The following is a 19,803-nucleotide window of genomic DNA, read 5'->3' as shown; positions in this document are numbered from 1 at the left end:
AAGCATCAAAAATAAACCGCACTTTCGTGATAAGCCAAAAGTGCGGTTTAATTCAGAGCAGTTTTAAATTATTTCACTAACCCGCCACTGGCTTGTAAATCAGCGTGATAAGAAGAGCGAACAAATGGTCCACAAGCCGCATGTTCAAAGCCCATTTCATTGGCTTTTTCTCTGAATTCATCAAATTCGCTTGGCGGAACATAACGCGCAACTGGCAAATGATGGCGGCTAGGTTGAAGATATTGCCCCAACGTGAGCATTGTCACACCGTTATCACGTAAATCTTGCATGACTTGTACAATTTCCTCGTTGGTTTCGCCTAATCCCACCATTAAACCTGATTTAGTTGGGATATTCGGGAACATTTCTTTAAATTCACGCAATAATTTAAGTGACCATTCGTAATCCGCCCCAGGACGAATCTCTTTATATAGGCGCGGGACGTTTTCTAAATTATGGTTAAAGACATCTGGCGGATTATCTTTTAATTTTTCCAATGCCTGTGTAATGCGACCACGGAAATCAGGCACTAAAATTTCAATCTTAATGTTAGGATTAAGCTCGCGCACAGCTTTTACACATTCTGCAAAATGACCCGCGCCACGATCTGGTAAATCATCGCGATCCACCGATGTAATCACCACATATTTAAGTTTCATATCTTGGATAGTTTCAGCTAATTTTTGTGGCTCTTCAGGATCGGGCGGTAATGGTTTGCCATGCGCAACATCACAGAACGGGCAACGGCGCGTACAAATTGCGCCTAAAATCATAAAAGTTGCTGTTCCATGATTAAAACATTCGTGTAAATTTGGACAAGATGCTTCTTCACAAACGGAATGTAAACCATGACGACGCATTCCATTTTTGATGCTTTCAATTTTAAGTGAATTTGCTGGAAGTTTAATTTTCATCCATTCGGGCTTTTTCAATAGCTCTTGGTTTGGATCAATATTTTTTACTGGAATAATCGACGTTTTTGCCGCATCGCGATATTTTACACCGCGTTCCATTTTGAAAGGCGTTGACATAAGCGTTCCTAAATAAAAATGCCCAAACAGGGCATTTTTGATCATTAAATATTACAAATTTGTTACATTATAGCCTAAAAGCTCAGCAAAGTGTTTAATTAATTTTGGTGAAACCTTATCGCAATTAGCTTCATCTTGATTAACAAAATCCGCTAATTGACACATTTCAAGACCAGCATAGCCACATGGATTAATATAATGAAATGGATTCAGATCCATATTGATATTCAATGCTAACCCGTGAAAAGAGCACCCACGACGAATACGCAGTCCAAGAGAACAAATCTTTTTTCCATCCACATACACGCCTGGTGCATCAGGTTTTGGATAGCTTTCAATACGATATTCAGCTAAAGTTTTTACCACCATTTGTTCAAGTGCGGTAACTAATTGACGTACATTTAAATTCTCATGACGCTTAATATCAATGAGCACATACATCACTTGCTGACCGGGTGCATGATAGGTTATTTGCCCACCACGATCCGACTGTACTACAGGTATTTCACTACGTTGTAAAAGATGCTCTGGTTTACCTGCTTGCCCTTGGGTAAACACAGAAGGATGTTGCACCAACCAAATTTCGTCTTGCGTTTCCGCGGTGCGACTATCTGTAAAATTCTGCATTTTATGCCAAATATCTTGATAATCTTGCAACCCTAACTGACGAACGATAAGGGAATTATTCATATTAGATAACCATTTTTACACCTTCAACTTTAGCAAGTTCTTTATAAAGTGTTTCTACCTGCTCAAAGCTTTCAGCAATAATGTCGATTGAAACCGAATTATAGGTACCTTTACTACTCCGTTTTTCCTTAGGAATATAATCGCCTTTAATGTATTTTTGAACGACTTGAATTAGATCTTGCGCTAACCCCTCGCGATTAATTCCAGCAACTTTAAATGTCATTTTTGCTGGAAATTTCATTAATTCTTTAAGTTTTGCGTAATCGTTTTCTGTTGTCATATTATTTCCCAATGATAAAAATGATGTGTGGATGGCACACCACCCACACATTACGAATGCCTCAGTTAAAAATGAAAAAAGTGCGGTAAGTTTCTGGCATATTTTATGCAAATAAGCCTTTTACAGTGAGCACGAGCCAATCCCAAGCTTTTCCGAAAATACTCGCTTCGCCCACTTCATCCATTACTTGTAAGTTTACCGCTGCAATATCTTTACCTTCTAATTGATAAATGACTTTACCGACGACTTGGCCTTTTGCTAAAGGCGCTTGTAAATTTTTACTTTCTAACTCATATCGAGCTTTAAGCTCATTTTGTTTGCCTTTCGGAACTGTGATAAAGCTATCTTGTAACGTTCCTAATTTAACGCTACCTTTATTACCGTAATAAACAGGTTGTTCTGAAACTTCTTTGCCTGCCTCTAAAGTTTTAAATGTTTCGAAATTAGCAAAACCCCATTGTAAAAGTTTTTTACTTTCTACTTCACGACCTTTATAAGTTGGCACCCCCATTACTACAGAAATTAAACGCATATTGTTTGGTGTAGTCGCTGAAGCAACTAAGTTATATCCGGCTTGGCTAGTATGGCCTGTTTTCATTCCATCAACATTGATGGTTTTATCCCATAATAGTCCATTACGATTAGGTTGTTTGATTTTATTAAATGTAAAATCTTTTTCGGAGTAAATTTTATATTCTTCAGGTAAATCACGAATAATATGTGCACCAATAAGCGCCATATCACGAGCAGAAGAATATTGATTAGGATCGTCTAAACCATGCGGCGTGGTGAAATTTGTATTTTTCAAACCAAATTGTTGAACATATTTGTTCATTGTTTCTACAAAGTTCGGTACATTGCCAGAAATATGTTCAGCTAATGCAACGGTCGCATCATTGCCGGATACAACAATCACACCACGATTCAAATCTGCTACAGATACCTGCGTATTTAAATCTAAAAACATTTTTGATGAATCTGGGAAATTACGCCCCCATGCACTCTCACCAATGGTTACCATATCAGTATTGTGAATTTTACCCTGTTTTAAAGCGCTCCCTACCACATAACTTGTCATCATTTTAGTTAAAGATGCGGGATATTGACGCTCATCAGGATTAAGTGCGGCCAAAATTGCTCCTGAATTGTAATCCATCAATACATACGTTTGAGCAGTAATTTGTGGTGGAGTTACGCCAAACTGGATATCCTCGGCAGCTACCGAAAAAGCACTAAGTGCTACAAAACTTGATAAAAATGCGATTTTTGTTGTTCTTTTCAACATAGTGTGTTCCTACAATTAATTTTTATATGTGTAAACAATTAGTGGCTTGTTTACTGCCATTTTTTGTAATTTAGTTCTCACTTGTGACATTTGCGTTTCGTTATCAAAAGGCCCAATGTGAATCTCGTATTTATTGCCTGAGCGATTTACTTCGGCTTGAATATTATCTAATGCAAGTTGCGTAATTAACTTATCAGCTTGACTACGAGAAGTAACCTCAAGCATTTTCAAACGATAAACTTCATTTCCTTTTTTTTCATTTACCATCTTAAACGATTTATTAGAAGATTCATTAGATTTTACTAAACGATCAGCTGCCTCTTGAGTTTTTGCATGCTTAGCCAGCGTTCTTGTCGCTGCGCCCGATAAACTCCCATTTTTAGCAACATGCAACGCCTCAATTCTAACATGTCCCATACCGCGAGAAATTAATCCAATTTCTTTCGCCGCTGCATGAGAAAGGTCAATTAAACGTTTATCACTAAAAGGTCCACGATCATTAATACGTACGATAACTTTACGATTGTTATGTAAATTAGTCACCAAAGCATAAGAATTTATTGGCAATGTTTTATGTGCTGCAGTAAATTGTGTTGAATTATAAACATCACCACTTGCAGTTCTACGCCCATTAAATTTGAGATGATAGTAACTAGCCATCCCTTCTTTAGTATAGGATTTAGCATCATCTTCAGTTTTTGTCGTATAAGTTTGCCCTTTCACAGAATAAGTACTAGGAGAAGGTACTTTGGTTATAATCGAAAGTTTATCCCCTTGGATACCATACATTTTGTGAGTGTCCGCATGGGCTGAAAAGCTAGTAATTATAGCAAACAAAGCAAGTGCGGTCAGATTTAATAATGTTTTTAATTTCATAAGCGTTGACTATTTTCATTTATTTACCCTTTTAAGAAAAGTAAAAATGAAATTAGTTCCCTTTCATAAATTTTACTTGATGTGTATGAACTGACATCACCAAGCCAAAAGCAGCCATAATAGCAACGTAAGACGTTCCACCATAGCTGAATAAAGGTAATGGTACTCCCACTACAGGCAAAATACCACTTACCATGCCTATGTTAACAAACACATAAACAAAGAAAATTAACGTCGTTGCACCAGCAAGAATTCGCCCAAAAGAGGTTTGAGCGTTCACGGCAATAATCAAACCACGTACAATAATAAACATGTAAATGGAGATCAAAATAAGAAAACCAACCATTCCATGTTCTTCACTCATTACAGCAAAAATAAAATCTGTATGAGGTTCAGGTAAGAATTCAAGCTGAGATTGCGTACCCTGCATCCAGCCTTTTCCCCAAAGTCCACCAGAACCAATCGCAATCTTTGATTGTAAAATATGATAACCAGCACCGAGAGGATCTTTTTCTGGGTCCAATAATGTGAGAACGCGAGTGCGTTGATAATCGTGCATTAGATATAGCCACATGATCGGAATAAATCCAGCTAAACCAATCACTGCAGCTAAAATCAACCACCAACTCATTCCCGCTAAAAATACTACAAATAAACCTGATGCACTTACCAAAATTGATGTGCCTAAATCTGGTTGTATAGCCACAAGTAAAGTCGGAATCATAATCATTGCAATCGCAATAAATGTTTCACTTAATTTAGGTGGAAGTGGACGATTACCTAAATACACAGCGACCATTAATGGCACTGCAAGCTTTACAATTTCAGATGGCTGAAAACGAATAAATCCAAGATCAAGCCAACGCTGTGCACCTTTACTGGTTGTTCCAATTGCATCCACTAAAATCAACATGATAAAGCCTATCAGATAAAGATAAGGCGCAATGCGTTGATAGAATTTAGGTGGAAATTGTGCCATGACGAGCATAACAGTAAATCCAAGAAAAACCTGAATAATCCGGTTGTTAAACATGGTTTCACTCGCACCAGTGGCACTATAAAGCACAAGCATGCCATAGGCTGTTATTGCAACTAAGCCGATAAAAAGCCAAAAATCAATATGCAAACGTTGCCATGCGCGCAACCAGAAAGGAATTTTATCTTCCATTTATTTGCTCGCTCTCTTGTGGTAAATCTTCTTTTTGCTGAATGGTTGCATTATATTTTTCAACTTGTGGTAAACGCTGATTTAAATAGTAATCCATCACTTTACGCGCTAATGGTGCGGCATTACTTGAACCACCACCCGCATTCTCTAAAATAACTGTCACAACCAATCTAGGATTTTCATAAGGCGCATATGCGGTAAACCATGCGTGATCATGCAGTTCTTTTTTCAATCCCGCCGCATTGTATTTTTCATTTTCTTTTAAACTAAATACTTGAGCAGTACCAGATTTCCCTGCAACACGATAATTGGCATCTGCAAAGGCTTTTCGCCCACTTCCATTTGCAGCATTAACAACATTGTACATACCGCGTTTCGCTGCATCCCAGTAGCTTTGTTTAGCCTCTGTAATATCAGGATAAAGCAAAGGATCTTCATAAGGTTTTAATGTAGATACTTCAATTGCTTTCATCAAATGCGGTGTATTTACTTTGCCATTATTGACCAATATCGTTGTCGCTTTTGCTACTTGTAACGGGGTTGCCGTCCAATAACCTTGGCCAATTCCCACAGAAATAGTATCGCCTTGTACCCAAGGACGTTTATAACGTTTTTGTTTCCATTCGCGCGTTGGCATATTGGCTGCCGTTTCCTCTTGAATTTCAATCCCAGTTGGCATACCAAAGCCGAATCGTTTCATCCAATCAGAAAGACGATCAATTCCCATACTATGAGCGACTTGGTAAAAATAAGTATCGGATGATTCTGTAATTGCTTTATTTAAATCTGTATAACCATGACCGCTCTTTTTCCAATCTCGGAATCGCTTAGTCGTATTTGGCAATACCCAATAGCCTGGGTCAAAAATCGTCGTATTTTGGCTAATCACATTCTCAGTTTGTGCAGCCACTGCAATAAAAGGTTTCACCGTAGAAGCAGGAGGATACACACCTTGGGTCGCACGACTATAAAGCGGACGAGCAGGATCATTTAATAGACGCTTATAATCTTCTGACGAAATACCATCAACAAACAAATTATTGTCATAACTTGGCGTGGACACCATAGCCAGCACACCACTATCTTTCGGATCCAATACAACAATTGCACCTTTTTGCCCAGCCAAAAGATCAGTGATATAACGCTGCAACTCTAAATCGATAGTAAGATAAATACTTTTTCCTGCTACAGAAGGTTGTTCACGTAACTTACGAATAACTTTACCACGGTTGTTGATTTCTACTTCTTCAAAACCTGTGGTGCCATGTAACTCATCTTCGTAATAGCGTTCAATCCCCAATTTGCCCATATCATTGCTACCAGAATAATTGGCAAATTTTTCATCTTTTTTCAAACGTTCAACGTCTTTATCGTTGATTTTTCCCACATAACCTAAAATATGAGTCATAATCTCGCCATATAAGTAATAGCGTTTGAAATAAGGACGTACATCTAAACTCGGATATTGATAGCCACTCACTGCAAAACGTGCGATTTGTTCTTCTGTTAAATTCGGTTTCAATAAAATAGGCGTGTAACGCGTTCCGCGGCGACGTTCCTTTTTAAAATTTTCAATATCGTTATCCGTCAATCCCACAATGTAGCGTAATTCATCTAAAGTGCGGTCTAAATTTTCAGTTTTTTCCGGCACAATGTATAAACCAAAAAAAGTAAGATTTTCGGCTAATAATTTACCGTAACGATCATAGATTAAGCCACGTGTTGGAGGTAAAGGTAATAATTTAATTCGGTTACCATTAGAACGAGTTTGATAAGTATCGAAATTAACAATCTGTAGCTGATAAATATTAGTAAATAACACGCCTGTTAGTAGCAAAATCCCCAAAAAAGCCACTAAAGTTCGGCGTGCAAAAAGGTTACGCTCCGCTTTTTTATCGCGAAACGGTTCATGAGTTGGCGTATTGAAGAATCGTTTTAAATTCATCTGACTAAAAATGAGGATTTACTATTCTCGGTGATAAGGATGATTAGTCGTGAGGGACCACGCTCGATATAAACTTTCAGCCACCACAACACGAACAAGCGGGTGAGGTAATGTCAAGGGCGAAAGCGACCAGCTTTGCTCTGCGGCAGCTTTACATTCAGGCGAAAGCCCCTCAGGACCACCGATCAACAAACATACATCACGGCCATCGTTTTTCCACGCTTCTAGTTGCTCGGCTAACTGTGGTGTGGTCCAAGGTTTACCTGGAATGTCTAATGTCACGACTTTACCTTTCCCACAGGCAGCTAACATCGCTTTACCTTCTTGTTCTAAAATACGTTTAATATCAGCATTTTTTCCACGCTTACCTGCTGGGATTTCAATCAGTTCAAAAGGCATATCTTTTGGGAAACGGCGTTGATATTCCTCAAAACCCGTTGTAACCCAAGAAGGCATTTTTGTTCCGACAGCAATTAACGTGATTTTCACAAGTCATCCTTATCTAAAAAGTGCGGTTATTTTTCACCGCACTTTACTAAAATTTACGCCCAAAGTTTCTCTAATTGATACATTTCACGCGCGTCACGTTGCATGATATGTACGATTGCTTGACCAAGATCCACTACAATCCAATCTGCAGTATCTTTACCTTCTTCACCAAAAGTTTCAAAACCTGCTTTTTTACATTCTGTAATTAAATTATCTGCCATTGCAGAAACTTGACGGCTTGATGTACCCGTGCAAATAATCATATTATCCGTAATTGATGATTTTCCACGTACATCAAAATGTACAATATCTGTTCCCTTTAACCCATCTAAGGTTTCCATCAAAAATTCAACTAGTGCCATTTTGTTCTCGCTTCGCAATAAAAGTGCGAGATTCTATCATTGAATACTCTCTCGCGCAAAATCCACGCAAAAAATAAGCGCGAAATTAACCGCGCTTTTGTTTGTATAAATTGAACTTATTTTGGCTATGCCGCCCACAATAACACTGCTAATAATTGTGGCGACATTATCCGCAAGAACATCACCAATGGATACACTGTGGCATAAGAAAGTGCTGCTGCACCGTTATCTTCTTTAATTTCATTAGCAAATGCTAAAGCGGGAGGGTCTGTCATTGAACCGGCAAGTAAACCACAGATTGTAAGGTAATTCAGTTTGCCATATAGACGAGCCAAAATACCAGTAATCATTAATGGAATAAAGGTGATAAAAATACCGTATCCCATCCATTCAAGACCTGAGCCATTCAATAAGGTATCAAAGAAACTTCCACCTGATTTTAAACCTACCACAGCCAAGAAAAGAACAATCCCTATTTCGCGCAATGCCAAGTTAGCACTAGGTGGCATAAACCAGTAAAGTTTACCAATCGTGCCAATTCTCGCTAAGATCAACGCAACCACCAATGGTCCGCCAGCAAGCCCTAATTTTAATGCGACAGGGAAACCTGGAATGTAAAATGGAATCGAGCCTACAAGCACACCTAAACCAATACCGATAAACACTGGTAACATTTGCACTTGAAGTAATTTCTGTTGTGCATTACCAATGACTGAAATGGCTTGATTTAGTACATCACTGCGTCCCACCATATGTAGCACATCGCCAAATTGCAGTGTGGTATTTCCCGTTGGAACTAGCTCAATACCTGCACGATTTAAACGTGAAATCACCACGCCATATTTTTGATGAATCCCCAAAGTGCGGATCTTTTTACCTAAGACTTTTTCGTTCGTCACTACCACTCGCTCAGAACGAATTTCGCCACTATAGGCAACGGTTGGTGCATCAACTTCGTGCCCGATAATCAAACGCATTTTGGCAAGAGCGTTATCATCTCCCACTAGTTGCAAAATATCGTTGGTATGAATCTCAGTACTCGCCTTTGGAACAATTTCCATATCATCGCGTTTTAAACGCGAACATACGACTTCTTCATCGCTAAATCCGGGAATTTGGATTAATGTCAAACCATCTAAATTTTGGTTAGTCACTTTTAAAGAAATATTATGTAAACTTTCTTTTTCTTGACCGCTCTCAGCATTAAAACGTGCTGCTTCATCGTCTACTTTGACTTTAAAAAATAAGCGGATTAACCACATTGCAAGCAAAATACCACAAATTCCGAATGGGTAAGCCATCGCATAAGACATCCCCATAGTCACAGTGGTTTGAGGCACCCCTAATTCTGCCAGAATTTGCTGTCCAGCCCCCAACGCAGGCGTATTGGTGACAGCACCAGAATAAATACCTAAGGCAATATCCAGTGGAACATCTGTAATTTTATGTACAAGAACCACCGCAATAGAACCCAGTAAAACAATCAAAATAGCAAAGGCATTTAGCTTTAAACCAGATTTTCGTAAAGAAGAAAAAAAGCCCGGCCCAACCTGAATACCAATAGTGTAAACAAATAAAATCAAACCAAATTCTTGCACAAAATGCAGCGTATGCGCATCCAGTTTCAAGCCATATTGATTAGTGAAATGGGCAACAATAATGCCGCCAAACAGCACGCCACCAATGCCAAGCCCAACCCCACGGATCTTCCAATGCCCGATCCATAAACCGATTACGGCAACAAGGGAAAGAAGACTAATCGTGATTGCAATATCACTCATATTGACCCCTTAAAAATGAAATTTAACTCCTTCGGATTATATCCAAGTTGTTTTTTGAAAACCTTAACCAAACTCAAAAAATGCTACGTTCGTCACATTTTTTCTTGCGAAATTGAGCATAGACTCTACAATACCGAAAATTTTTGACCCTTTTACAAAAAGTGCGGTTATTTTTCATCGCACTTTTATCTCGGATGGAATATTTATGGATTACGGCCAAGAAGCCATTACTTCTCTTATTTGGATTTTACAAACGCTAGCCATCACCTCAGTCGTCTTTAGTTTTGGCATTTTTCTTTTGGTACGTTTTACCCAATGGGGAAAACAATTTTGGATGTTTGCAGGTGGCTATCTTTCACCTAAACGCAGCATAAAACCTATCCTATTCTTTCTACTTATTGTTGCGATGACATTACTCAGCGTACGTATCAGCCTTGTACATTCTGAGTGGTACAAAAATATGTACACATCATTGCAAGAATTTAATGAACATGTATTTTGGCAACAAATGGGCTTGTTCTGCGTCATTGCCGCAAGTTCTGTTTCAGCAGCATTAGTAAGCTATTATTTAGAGCAACGTTTCGTCATCAACTGGATTGAGTGGCTTAACGAACAGCTTGTTGATAAGTGGATGGCACATCGAGCCTATTACAAAACTCAGTATTTATCCGAAAACCTAGATAACCCCGATCAACGTATTCAACAAGACGTGCAATCTTATGTAAAAACCACCCTTTCTTTAAGCACAGGCGTCATTGATGCTGTAACCTCAATCATTTCTTACAGTATTTTATTATGGGGATTAGCAGGACCAATGATAGTACTTGGTGTAGAAATTCCGCATATGATGGTATTTTTAGTGTTTGGTTATGTCATTTTCACTACCTTCATTGCATTTTGGCTCGGTCGTCCATTAATCTCATTGAATTTTATTAATGAACGCCTAAACGCAAACTATCGTTATTCTTTAATTCGCATTAAAGAATATGCTGAAAGCATTGCTTTTTATGCGGGCGAAAAAGTCGAAAAAAATAAGCTTTATCAGCAATTCAACGCCGTCATTCATAATATGTGGGTCATTGTATTTAGAACACTAAAATTTTCAGGATTTAACCTAGTCGTAAGCCAAATTTCTGTTGTTTTTCCATTGTTAATTCAAGTTGGACGTTACTTTGAAAAACAAATAAAACTAGGCGATCTAATGCAAACCTTGCAAGTATTTGGTCAGTTACACGCAAATCTTTCATTCTTCCGCAATACTTATGATAATTTTGCAAGCTATAAAGCAACGCTAGATCGTTTAACTGGGTTTAGTTATGCCATTGAAAAAGTAAATAATAAATCACAAACACAGATCCACAATCATCCAACAGATGTGATTTTCAAAAACTTAAGTGTTAAAAATCCATTAGGTCATACACTGGTAGAAAATCTCAACATTACGCTACCGCAAGGAACGAGTTTACTCATTCAAGGAAAATCTGGTGCAGGAAAAACGACACTTTTACGAACAATCGCTGGACTCTGGAGCTACGCAGAAGGTGAGGTGATTTGCCCAACAAACAGTCAACTTTTCTTATCGCAAAAACCCTATGTACCACAAGGAAATTTGATGTCGGCATTAACTTATCCCAATAAGCCCGACAATATTTCACATACGCAAGCGGTAGAAATATTAAACAAAGTACAACTAGGACATTTGGCTGAACAATTAAACAAAGAACAAGACTGGACGCGTATTCTTTCTCTTGGCGAGCAACAGCGTTTAGCGTTTGCGCGTTTGATTCTACACAAACCTGCCGTGGCCTTCTTAGATGAAGCCACAGCAAGTATGGATGAAGGTTTAGAATTTGCGATGTATCAACTATTAAAACAAGAGCTACCAAAAACCACGCTAATCAGTGTTGGCCACCGTTCAACGCTGAAAGCTTTACATCAGCAGCAACTGACTCTGCAAGATAAAGGCCAGTGGCAACTAACGTAAAAAACACGAAAAACAACTGTAATTTCAACACATTTTTTGGTACATTTAGCACAATTTTTTTGCGTGCTTGGCGATGAGATAATTTCACTTTTTCAGCCAAGCAAAATTAACTCTGATTTTAGAAATAGGATAATTATGTTATTTAAAAAAATTCGTGGACTTTTCTCAAATGATCTTTCTATCGACTTAGGTACTGCAAATACATTAATTTATGTGAAAGGTCAAGGTATTGTCTTAGATGAGCCTTCAGTTGTTGCCATTCGACAAGATCGTGTTGGTTCACTAAAAAGCATCGCGGCTGTAGGTAAAGAAGCAAAATTAATGCTTGGACGTACACCGAAAAGCATCGCTGCCATTCGCCCAATGAAAGATGGCGTAATTGCAGACTTCTTTGTTACAGAAAAAATGTTGCAATACTTTATTAAACAAGTTCACAGCGGTAATTTTATGCGTCCAAGCCCTCGTGTACTTGTCTGTGTGCCTGCTGGAGCAACTCAAGTAGAACGTCGCGCAATTAAAGAATCTGCAATCGGTGCTGGTGCGCGTGAAGTATATTTAATTGAAGAACCAATGGCTGCCGCAATCGGCGCTAAATTACCTGTTTCTACTGCAGTTGGTTCTATGGTAATTGATATCGGAGGTGGTACAACTGAAGTCGCTGTTATTTCCTTAAACGGTATCGTATATTCTTCTTCAGTTCGTATCGGTGGTGACCGTTTTGATGAGGCGATTATTTCTTATGTTCGCCGCACTTTTGGTTCTGTTATCGGTGAACCAACAGCAGAACGTATCAAACAAGAAATCGGTACTGCCTATATTCAAGAAGGTGATGAAATTAAAGAAATGGAAGTGCATGGTCACAATCTTGCTGAAGGCGCACCTCGTTCATTCACCTTAACCTCACGCGATGTTTTAGAAGCTATTCAACAGCCATTAAATGGTATTGTTGCGGCTGTTCGAACCGCACTTGAAGAATGTCAGCCAGAACATGCAGCAGACATTTTTGAGCGTGGTATGGTATTAACTGGTGGTGGTGCACTACTACGCAATATCGATATTCTCCTTTCTAAAGAATCGGGAGTGCCAGTCATCATTGCTGAAGATCCATTAACCTGTGTTGCTCGCGGTGGTGGTGAAGCGTTAGAAATGATCGATATGCACGGTGGCGATATTTTTAGTGACGAAATTTAATTTAGACCAAAATAAATAAAAAGTGCGGTTAAAAATGACCGCACTTTTCCTTTTAATCTTTTTATCTCAACGTAGGACGCTTAATGAAGCCTATTTTCGGTAAAGCCCCCCCGCTTGGCATTCGATTATTATTAGCTGTAGCGACTTCCCTTTCTTTAATCTTAGCTGATGGTCAAACTAATTCAATGACTAAAGCTCGCAGCGCCATGGAAACTGCAGTGGGTGGACTCTATTATCTTGCCAATAGCCCTCGTACAGTATTAGATGGGGTATCAGATAATTTAGTGGATACCAGTAAATTACAAATCGAAAATAAAGTGTTACGCGAACAATTACGTGAAAAAAATGCAGATTTACTCTTACTAGATCAACTCAAAGTCGAGAATCAGCGTTTACGTTTATTGTTAAACTCCCCTTTACGCACCGATGAATACAAAAAGATTGCGGAAATTTTAACTGCAGAAACCGATGTTTATCGTCAACAAATTGTTATTAACCAAGGCGAAAAAGACGGTGCGTATGTAGGCCAGCCTGTAATTGATGAAAAAGGCGTTATTGGTCAAATTATTTCTGTGGGCGAGAACACCAGTCGAGTACTACTCTTAACCGATGTTACCCATTCTATTCCCGTACAAGTTCTACGTAACGATGTTCGCGTCATTGCAAGTGGTACAGGGCATACTGATGAGCTAACTCTTGATAATGTACCTCGTTCTGTGGATATCGAAAAAGGCGACTTACTTGTAACGTCTGGTCTTGGTGGCCGCTTCCTTGAAGGCTATCCAGTAGCGGTTGTACAAAGCGTTTCACGTGATGGTTCCAATTACTTTGCGACTGTCAAAGCCAAACCTCTCGCAGCCCTTGAACGCTTACGCTATGTATTACTACTTTGGCCAAGCAATTTAGATATGTCCAAAGTAAAATCTATGTCTCCAGAAGAGGTGCGTAATTTAGTACAAAAACGTTTAGAAAGCCAAGCGAATGAAGCTGATTACAAAGTAAAAAAAGCCCCGTTAACAGACGATAATCTTCAAGAAAATAAGGATAAATCAACAGTTGAACCTGAAATTCCAACCGATGCACCGCAAAATGAAGAAGCTGTACCGTCAGAACAACAAGAACATAGGGAAGAAGATTAATGCAAACTCGCTTTATTTTACAATGGCTCACAATTTTAAGCTTCTTTGTCGTGGCATTAGTGCTAGAACTCGCCCCCTGGCCACTTGGTTTTCAGGCATTTAAGCCTGCTTGGTTAGTTCTCGTTTTACTTTACTGGATTCTGGCTATTCCAAATAAAGTCAGTATTGGATGGGCATTTTTATTAGGTCTCGTATGGGATTTAATCCTAGGTTCCACATTGGGTATTCATGCCCTGGTCCTTTCTGTGACAATTTATTTTGTGGCAAAAAACTATCTCGTACTCAGAAATTTATCGCTTTGGTTTCAAAGTCTTTTAGTGATTGCGTTTGTATTTATTGTCAGATTATCTATTTTCTTAGTCGAATTTTCCCTACATACCGCATTTTTTAACTGGCAAGAAATCTTTGGGGCTTTAGCGTCGGGAATACTATGGCCGTGGGTATTTTTATTAATGCGTAAAATGCGCCGAAAAGTTAAATTACATTAAAAAAGAGAGATAAATATCTCTCTTTTTTATGACTTACGAGTATCTAAAAAAACTAATTCAGCTGCTTATTAGAATCCATCAAAGAATCACATTCCCAGCCGATATACTCTCCCGCAAATTGTCCAGCAAGTTTTTCAAAACGTTCTACTTGTTCAAAAATCTCACCATTATCTAATGAAATTTCTTGCTCTAATTTCACCAAGAAATAAGGTTCATCATCTTCATTAAACTGAATAGCTTGTGCGGAATATTGTAATGTCGTGAAAGAATAATCCCCTAAACTAAGCTCATCCATAAAAGGGAACATTTTCTCTTCTTCATCAAAATGAAAACTATGCTCCACCAGATAGGTATCACTTAAATCGCGACCTTTATTTTTCAACAAATCAAGTAACTCTTCCGTTGCATTTAATTTAATCTCTAATGGAGAAGCAAGTAAAAAGTCAAAATAAGTATCCCAACTTAAATCCTTTTGTACATTAATATCTTTAACAAAATCAATTTGTTGTAAGGTTTCTACTACAAGATTTTCATGCTCACAGTAAAAATGCATTTTAGCTTGGGAATTACAAATAAAATGTCCCGCAAAAAATACATTTGGAAGTGCGGTTAATTGCGCCAGAATTTTAAATACGCGATTAATTAACTTATCGTATTCAATTTCTGAGGGCAAACCGGTTTCATCATCTGCCTTATAAGCGATAGTGAATTGCACTATTTTATCGAGATCTTTACCGTGATATTTTTCAACATCTTCAATATTTGCGGTAAACACGGCGGGCATACCATTCACGGTAGAACGATAATTCTGCCAATTTGCCATACCCATTTCGCTTTCCTATTTAAATTCAGCCCAAATCGGTGCGTGATCAGAAGGTTTTTCCATTGCTCGAATATCTAGTGCAATGCCCACATCGACACAGCGTTCAGCTAATTTTTGACTTACTAAAATATGATCAATTCGTAAACCTCGATTATCATCAAAACCTTTAGAGCGGTAATCAAACCACGAGAATTTATCATTTGCTGTTGGGTTAATCTTACGGAAACTATCTTCTAATCCGTAATCATACAAACGTTGATACCACGCTCTTTCTTCGGGTAAGAAAGAACATTTACCTGTGCGTAACCAACGTTTACGATTTTCATCTCCGATACCAATATCTAAATCACTTGGGCTAATATTCATATCGCCCATAATTAAAATAGGATTCGATTTGTCGTGTTCTTTTTCTAAATACTGTTGAAGATCTGCATAAAATTTCTCTTTAGCTGGAAATTTAGTCTCGTGCGCACGACTTTCCCCTTGGGGGAAATAACCATTAATTACAGTCAGTAAACCAAATTCAGTTTCAAGATCAGCCATAATAATGCGTTTTTGCGCATCTTCATTGTCTGTTGGAAAACCACGACGAACCGCTTTAGGTTCTTGTTTAGTCAATAATGCTACGCCATAGTGACCTTTCTGACCGTGATGAAATACGTGATAACCTAAATTTTCTGTAATTTCATAAGGAAAAGCCTCATCAGCGACTTTAATTTCTTGCAAGCCGATTACATCTGGCTGATATCTTTCAATAATGGCTTCAAGTTGATGTGGTCTAGCACGTAAACCATTTATATTAAAAGAGATAAATTTCATTTTTGTTCCTATTAAAGAGTAAAATTTTCTTTATTATACAGAGATTTCTATTTTGATAAAAACGGCTTTGCCAGATAAGCCTTAATTTGCGCAGATACGCTTGATTTAATCCAAAATTGACCTTGAGAGGGTAAACAAGTTACCGAAATAAAATCATTCAAATAATCAAATTCCAATTGGGCAGCATGCAAATAAGTGCGGTCAATTTTTTCAGTATTTTTACCATAAAGCCCATCACCTAAAATCGGACTACCTAAACTTTTCATCGCAACACGTAATTGATGAGTTTTCCCCGTTTGTGGTTTTAAAATAAATAAACGTAAATTAGGCTCACAGCTTACACTTTCAAAACGCGTAATTGCGGGGTTTTCTTTTGTTTGACAAAGTTTCCATGCGCCATCTCGAGCTTTCTTCATATCCCCGACGATCAATCCTTGTTTCTTTTTAGGCTTTTGGTTACTTAATGCCAAGTAAGTTTTATGAATTTTGTGTTCAAAAAAAGTCGTGAAAATTCAGCCGCACTTTCAGCATTCAGTGCCAAAATTAATAGCCCCGACGTCACTTTATCCAAGCGATGAACCAACCATACTTGAGGTACATTCAGTTGTTTTGCAACAAATTCTGTTAAGCCTTGTTCTTCTTGATTTTTATGAACACTAATACCTTCAGGCTTATTGATAATAATAAAATCGCTATGTTGATAAACAACCTCGATTTTCATCAGACTTGCTCCTTTTTGTAAATTTTATTTTTACCGAGAACAATATCTTTCACCGAGCTAAGTAATTCCTGTTGAATATGTGAGAGTTTTGGTTTTTCATTTAATTGAAATGCTAATGGGCGACAAAGCTCCATTGCTTTCACGCCTAATCTAGCAGTGAGCAATCCCACGCCGATCCCTTGAGCTATACGCGCAGAAAGTTTTGCTGTCACATCTTGAGAAAGCCAATCCATTCCAATATCTTGTGCCACTTCGGTTGCCCCAGCAAAAGCGATATTGACCAATACCATTCTTAACAATCGAATACGCGAAAAATACCCTAATTCAATCCCATAAATTTCAGCAATCTTATTCATTAATCTAAGATTTCTCCACGCAATAAAAAACATATCCACTACAGCAAGTGGACTAATCGTGACAATCACCGCTGATTCAGCTGCCATTTTACTAATCAATTTTTTAGCTTGTGCATCAAAAGAAGACAAAACATTACGACTGAATAAATGCGTAATTTCTTGTGCTGAATAAGCTTCATTTAATTGGTGTTGCCATTGAATTACCGCTGGAGAATCATTTTCCAAACCTAGAGATTTTGCGACCTCTAAACAAAGCACTTTACTTTTTTCTACGCTCTGAACAGAAAAAACATCACCATTTTTTACCGCACTTTCCAACCAGATCTGCTGACTTTGTTGTTGCCATTGCTCACGTTTTTTTAAACGAACTAAACGTCGCCACTCGCCAATAATCTCTTTAATCCCCAATAAAATGACAATTAAACTGACTAAAGCAAAAGCAAGATAAATCCATTGATGTTGTTGATAGCTATCCCAAATCCACTGCACGGATTGTGCAACTGTCGCTGCACCAAATAAAAGTGCGGTAAATTTTAATAAAGTTTTTCCAAAACCTGATTTTGGTTTCAATGCCTGTTCAAGTTGAGCATCAAGTAATTCCCCTTCCAAGGGTTCATCCAGCTTTGTTTCTACATGATGAAACTCTTGCTTAGGCTGATATTGTTCTTCCTCAACATTGACTGAATGTTCAAAAATTTGTTTTTCCATTGTCTATTCCAAAAAATAACCCCACTAAATAGTGGGGTCATAAAGTCAAAATTCAATCATTATTCATCACTTGAAAAGATAGAAAGTAATCTTAATAAACTCAAGAATAAATTGTAGATTGAAACATAGATGTTCACGGTTGCGCGAATGTAATTTGTTTCTCCACCGTGAATAATATTACTGGTTTCATACAAAATGGTCATTGTTGAGAACACAACAAATAATGCACTAATTGCGACTGATAACGCAGGAATTTGGAAGAAGAAACTTGCCACCATACCAAGCAATAACACAATAAATAAAGCGAACATTGCGCTAGATAAGAATGACATATCTTTTTTCGTGGTCAATACATAAGCGGAACACGCAAAAAATACGATAGCAGTTCCCGCGAATGCAAGCATAATCAAATCTTCCATTCCACGTGCTACATACATATTTAAAATTGGCCCGATGGTGTATCCCATAAATCCAGTGAAAGCAAAGGCAGCCAAAATACCAGCAGGGCGATCAGCTAATTTATTTGTTAAGAAAAGTAAGCCATAAAAACCCACTAGTAACACAATAATATTTGGATAGGGCAAGTTTAGGCTCATTGAAATAAACGCAACAACCGCTGAAAAAGCCATTGTTAATCCCAGTAAAAAATACGTGTTACGTAACACTTTATGTGTGCTGAGTAACGATTCTTTTTGAGCATCCACAATAAAACGTGATTGCATAAAAGCTCCTTGTAAAATAAGTAAAAAATCTCCTGTAAAGTAAGGGGTAGAGTTAAAAAAGTCAATGGTCTTAATAGAACTAATTTCATCAAAATGAATAAATTATCATCATCTAAACTTAAATCATTAGATTTCTGTTTACATCAATAAAATATTCATTATACTACGTCCATCAATCACGGAGGAATGGTCGAGTGGTTGAAGGCACCGGTCTTGAAAACCGGCGAGGGTTTACGCCCTCCTAGGGTTCGAATCCCTATTCCTCCGCCATCAGAATAAAAAAATCCCTAAGTCGAAAGGCTTAGGGATTTTTACTTTGTATTACGTTATTTGGTCAATCCATTCACTAGTGAAATAACAGTCTGAATATCGCTATCAGACAATTTTCCTTCTTTCACAAATTTTACTTTTCCCGTTTTGTCTACCACGATAATTGCACTATCTTTAGGATTTAATCCCCAAGCATTTTTCACCGCACTTTTATCATCTAGCACAACTTGGCTATGTGGATTTTCCTGTTTGCCTTTTTGCGCACTATTTTTTACAAATATACCTGTACCAACAATCGCATCATCTGCATTAATAATAGTCGTTGTTTGGTATTTTGCAGGATTAAAATGAGCTGCTTTTATCGCATCAATCATAGGCTGATTTTTCTCTTTTGCGGCAGTTCTACCCGCTAAATGATGGACAACACGCACTTTACCCGTTAATTCCGCAGAACCCCAAGGTTGAAACGCGGTATCTTTTCCAGAAAGTACAATTTCACCATACTCACTCACTTTGACCGATGGTAAAGATTGCTCTAATTGCAAATTGTGTGCCCAAGTCGAACTACTAAACATCACGCCACAAACTAAGGCAAGAATTTGTTTTTTCATACATTTTCCTCAAAAATTCATCAAAAACTTTCACGCTTTGGCGAAAGACATCTTTTTTGCTATA

At 38.0% G+C, this 19,803-nt stretch carries 19 protein-coding genes, 1 tRNA gene and 1 pseudogene; 5 read left to right on the top strand and 16 right to left on the bottom strand.

All coding sequences use genetic code 11. From position 1 onward, the window contains the following. Positions 1-68 precede the first annotated feature (68 nt). The 10 genes from lipA to DV415_RS03170 all read right to left on the bottom strand — a co-directional run bounded on the left by lipA (position 69) and on the right by DV415_RS03170 (position 9,907). Positions 69-1,031, bottom strand: coding sequence for a lipoyl synthase (gene lipA / locus DV415_RS03215; protein ID WP_118790231.1), 963 nt, complete (start codon positions 1,029-1,031; stop codon positions 69-71). Between the two features lie 51 nt (positions 1,032-1,082). Then, a complete protein-coding gene (gene lipB, locus DV415_RS03210) occupies positions 1,083-1,721 on the bottom strand; it encodes a lipoyl(octanoyl) transferase LipB (protein WP_118790230.1) in 639 nt (212 codons plus the stop codon). A 1-nt stretch (position 1,722) separates the two neighbouring features. Beyond that, positions 1,723-2,001: a DUF493 family protein YbeD gene (gene ybeD / locus DV415_RS03205; RefSeq protein WP_118790229.1), complete on the bottom strand. Its 279-nt coding sequence runs from the start codon at positions 1,999-2,001 to the stop codon at positions 1,723-1,725. A gap of 103 nt (positions 2,002-2,104) precedes the next feature. Continuing rightward, positions 2,105-3,286, bottom strand: coding sequence for a D-alanyl-D-alanine carboxypeptidase family protein (locus tag DV415_RS03200; RefSeq protein WP_065246864.1), 1,182 nt, complete (start codon positions 3,284-3,286; stop codon positions 2,105-2,107). A gap of 15 nt (positions 3,287-3,301) precedes the next feature. Continuing rightward, entirely contained in the window at positions 3,302-4,162 is an 861-nt protein-coding gene (locus DV415_RS03195; protein ID WP_118790228.1) for a septal ring lytic transglycosylase RlpA family protein, read from the bottom strand. Between the two features lie 52 nt (positions 4,163-4,214). Further along, positions 4,215-5,330, bottom strand: coding sequence for a rod shape-determining protein RodA (gene rodA / locus DV415_RS03190; protein ID WP_005630284.1), 1,116 nt, complete (start codon positions 5,328-5,330; stop codon positions 4,215-4,217). After that, the gene (mrdA, locus tag DV415_RS03185; RefSeq protein ID WP_118790227.1) at positions 5,320-7,275 is read right to left on the bottom strand and encodes a penicillin-binding protein 2; all 1,956 of its coding nucleotides are present in this window, start codon (positions 7,273-7,275) and stop codon (positions 5,320-5,322) included. Before mrdA ends, rodA begins: the two co-directional genes overlap by 11 nt. A 21-nt stretch (positions 7,276-7,296) precedes the next feature. After that, on the bottom strand, positions 7,297-7,764 hold the full coding sequence (gene rlmH, locus DV415_RS03180) for a 23S rRNA (pseudouridine(1915)-N(3))-methyltransferase RlmH (protein ID WP_005649848.1): 468 nt from the start codon (positions 7,762-7,764) through the stop codon (positions 7,297-7,299). A gap of 53 nt (positions 7,765-7,817) precedes the next feature. Further along, positions 7,818-8,126, bottom strand: a complete 309-nt coding sequence (gene rsfS / locus DV415_RS03175; RefSeq protein WP_118790226.1) for a ribosome silencing factor — start codon at positions 8,124-8,126, stop codon at positions 7,818-7,820. Positions 8,127-8,251: 125 nt separating this feature from the next. Further along, entirely contained in the window at positions 8,252-9,907 is a 1,656-nt protein-coding gene (locus DV415_RS03170) for a putative transporter (protein WP_118790225.1), read from the bottom strand. A 205-nt stretch (positions 9,908-10,112) separates the two neighbouring features. Between DV415_RS03170 and DV415_RS03165 the strand changes: the two genes are divergently transcribed. The 4 genes from DV415_RS03165 (at position 10,113) to mreD (ending at position 14,709) form a co-directional block, all read left to right on the top strand. Next, a complete protein-coding gene (locus tag DV415_RS03165; protein WP_118790224.1) occupies positions 10,113-11,891 on the top strand; it encodes an ABC transporter ATP-binding protein/permease in 1,779 nt (592 codons plus the stop codon). A gap of 135 nt (positions 11,892-12,026) precedes the next feature. Further along, complete coding sequence (locus DV415_RS03160) at positions 12,027-13,082, top strand: rod shape-determining protein (RefSeq protein ID WP_005637582.1); 1,056 nt, start codon at positions 12,027-12,029, stop codon at positions 13,080-13,082. A gap of 83 nt (positions 13,083-13,165) precedes the next feature. After that, a complete protein-coding gene (mreC, locus tag DV415_RS03155; RefSeq protein ID WP_118790223.1) occupies positions 13,166-14,221 on the top strand; it encodes a rod shape-determining protein MreC in 1,056 nt (351 codons plus the stop codon). Continuing rightward, positions 14,221-14,709: a rod shape-determining protein MreD gene (mreD, locus tag DV415_RS03150; protein WP_118790222.1), complete on the top strand. Its 489-nt coding sequence runs from the start codon at positions 14,221-14,223 to the stop codon at positions 14,707-14,709. Before mreC ends, mreD begins: the two co-directional genes overlap by 1 nt. A 52-nt stretch (positions 14,710-14,761) precedes the next feature. Here mreD and DV415_RS03145 read toward each other — a convergent pair whose 3' ends face one another. From DV415_RS03145 to DV415_RS03125, 5 genes and pseudogenes are all read right to left on the bottom strand, one after another. Next, on the bottom strand, positions 14,762-15,538 hold the full coding sequence (locus tag DV415_RS03145; RefSeq protein WP_118790221.1) for a TIGR01619 family protein: 777 nt from the start codon (positions 15,536-15,538) through the stop codon (positions 14,762-14,764). 9 nt (positions 15,539-15,547) lie between these two features. After that, entirely contained in the window at positions 15,548-16,351 is an 804-nt protein-coding gene (gene xthA / locus DV415_RS03140) for an exodeoxyribonuclease III (RefSeq protein ID WP_118790220.1), read from the bottom strand. A 47-nt stretch (positions 16,352-16,398) separates the two neighbouring features. Further along, positions 16,399-17,072, bottom strand: a pseudogene (locus DV415_RS03135) (TIGR01621 family pseudouridine synthase). Further along, positions 17,072-18,136 (bottom strand): YcjF family protein, encoded by a 1,065-nt coding sequence (locus DV415_RS03130; RefSeq protein ID WP_118791510.1) that lies wholly within the window; start codon positions 18,134-18,136, stop codon positions 17,072-17,074. The pseudogene DV415_RS03135 and the gene DV415_RS03130 overlap by 1 nt, the downstream one beginning before the upstream one ends. Before the next feature lie 59 nt (positions 18,137-18,195). Beyond that, complete coding sequence (locus DV415_RS03125; protein WP_105182504.1) at positions 18,196-18,858, bottom strand: Bax inhibitor-1/YccA family membrane protein; 663 nt, start codon at positions 18,856-18,858, stop codon at positions 18,196-18,198. A gap of 180 nt (positions 18,859-19,038) precedes the next feature. On the opposite strand from DV415_RS03125, the gene DV415_RS03120 reads away from it, so the two are divergent. After that, positions 19,039-19,128: transfer RNA gene (locus tag DV415_RS03120), tRNA-Ser, on the top strand. A gap of 56 nt (positions 19,129-19,184) precedes the next feature. Here the strand turns inward: DV415_RS03120 and DV415_RS03115 are convergent. After that, complete coding sequence (locus DV415_RS03115) at positions 19,185-19,739, bottom strand: YtfJ family protein (RefSeq protein ID WP_118790218.1); 555 nt, start codon at positions 19,737-19,739, stop codon at positions 19,185-19,187. Between the last annotated feature and the right edge of the window lie 64 nt (positions 19,740-19,803).

Origin of the sequence: Haemophilus haemolyticus, from assembly GCF_003490595.1 — a bacterium.
GTDB lineage: Bacteria > Pseudomonadota > Gammaproteobacteria > Enterobacterales > Pasteurellaceae > Haemophilus > Haemophilus haemolyticus_L.
Note: the sequence above shows the minus strand (reverse complement) of the source record. Positions and strands in the feature narration are given on the sequence as shown.

Bases quoted from the DNA above. Each gene is read 5' to 3' on its own strand.
- lipA (WP_118790231.1), bottom strand. From the start codon at position 1,031: ATGTCAACGCCTTTCAAAATGGAACGCGGTGTAAAATATCGCGATGCG.
- lipB (WP_118790230.1), bottom strand. From the start codon at position 1,721: ATGAATAATTCCCTTATCGTTCGTCAGTTAGGGTTGCAAGATTATCAA.
- ybeD (WP_118790229.1), bottom strand. From the start codon at position 2,001: ATGACAACAGAAAACGATTACGCAAAACTTAAAGAATTAATGAAATTT.
- DV415_RS03200 (WP_065246864.1), bottom strand. From the start codon at position 3,286: ATGTTGAAAAGAACAACAAAAATCGCATTTTTATCAAGTTTTGTAGCA.
- DV415_RS03195 (WP_118790228.1), bottom strand. From the start codon at position 4,162: ATGAAATTAAAAACATTATTAAATCTGACCGCACTTGCTTTGTTTGCT.
- rodA (WP_005630284.1), bottom strand. From the start codon at position 5,330: ATGGAAGATAAAATTCCTTTCTGGTTGCGCGCATGGCAACGTTTGCAT.
- mrdA (WP_118790227.1), bottom strand. From the start codon at position 7,275: ATGAATTTAAAACGATTCTTCAATACGCCAACTCATGAACCGTTTCGC.
- rsfS (WP_118790226.1), bottom strand. From the start codon at position 8,126: ATGGCACTAGTTGAATTTTTGATGGAAACCTTAGATGGGTTAAAGGGA.
- DV415_RS03170 (WP_118790225.1), bottom strand. From the start codon at position 9,907: ATGAGTGATATTGCAATCACGATTAGTCTTCTTTCCCTTGTTGCCGTA.
- DV415_RS03165 (WP_118790224.1), top strand. From the start codon at position 10,113: ATGGATTACGGCCAAGAAGCCATTACTTCTCTTATTTGGATTTTACAA.
- DV415_RS03160 (WP_005637582.1), top strand. From the start codon at position 12,027: ATGTTATTTAAAAAAATTCGTGGACTTTTCTCAAATGATCTTTCTATC.
- mreC (WP_118790223.1), top strand. From the start codon at position 13,166: ATGAAGCCTATTTTCGGTAAAGCCCCCCCGCTTGGCATTCGATTATTA.
- mreD (WP_118790222.1), top strand. From the start codon at position 14,221: ATGCAAACTCGCTTTATTTTACAATGGCTCACAATTTTAAGCTTCTTT.
- DV415_RS03145 (WP_118790221.1), bottom strand. From the start codon at position 15,538: ATGGGTATGGCAAATTGGCAGAATTATCGTTCTACCGTGAATGGTATG.
- xthA (WP_118790220.1), bottom strand. From the start codon at position 16,351: ATGAAATTTATCTCTTTTAATATAAATGGTTTACGTGCTAGACCACAT.
- DV415_RS03130 (WP_118791510.1), bottom strand. From the start codon at position 18,136: ATGGAAAAACAAATTTTTGAACATTCAGTCAATGTTGAGGAAGAACAA.
- DV415_RS03125 (WP_105182504.1), bottom strand. From the start codon at position 18,858: ATGCAATCACGTTTTATTGTGGATGCTCAAAAAGAATCGTTACTCAGC.
- DV415_RS03115 (WP_118790218.1), bottom strand. From the start codon at position 19,739: ATGAAAAAACAAATTCTTGCCTTAGTTTGTGGCGTGATGTTTAGTAGT.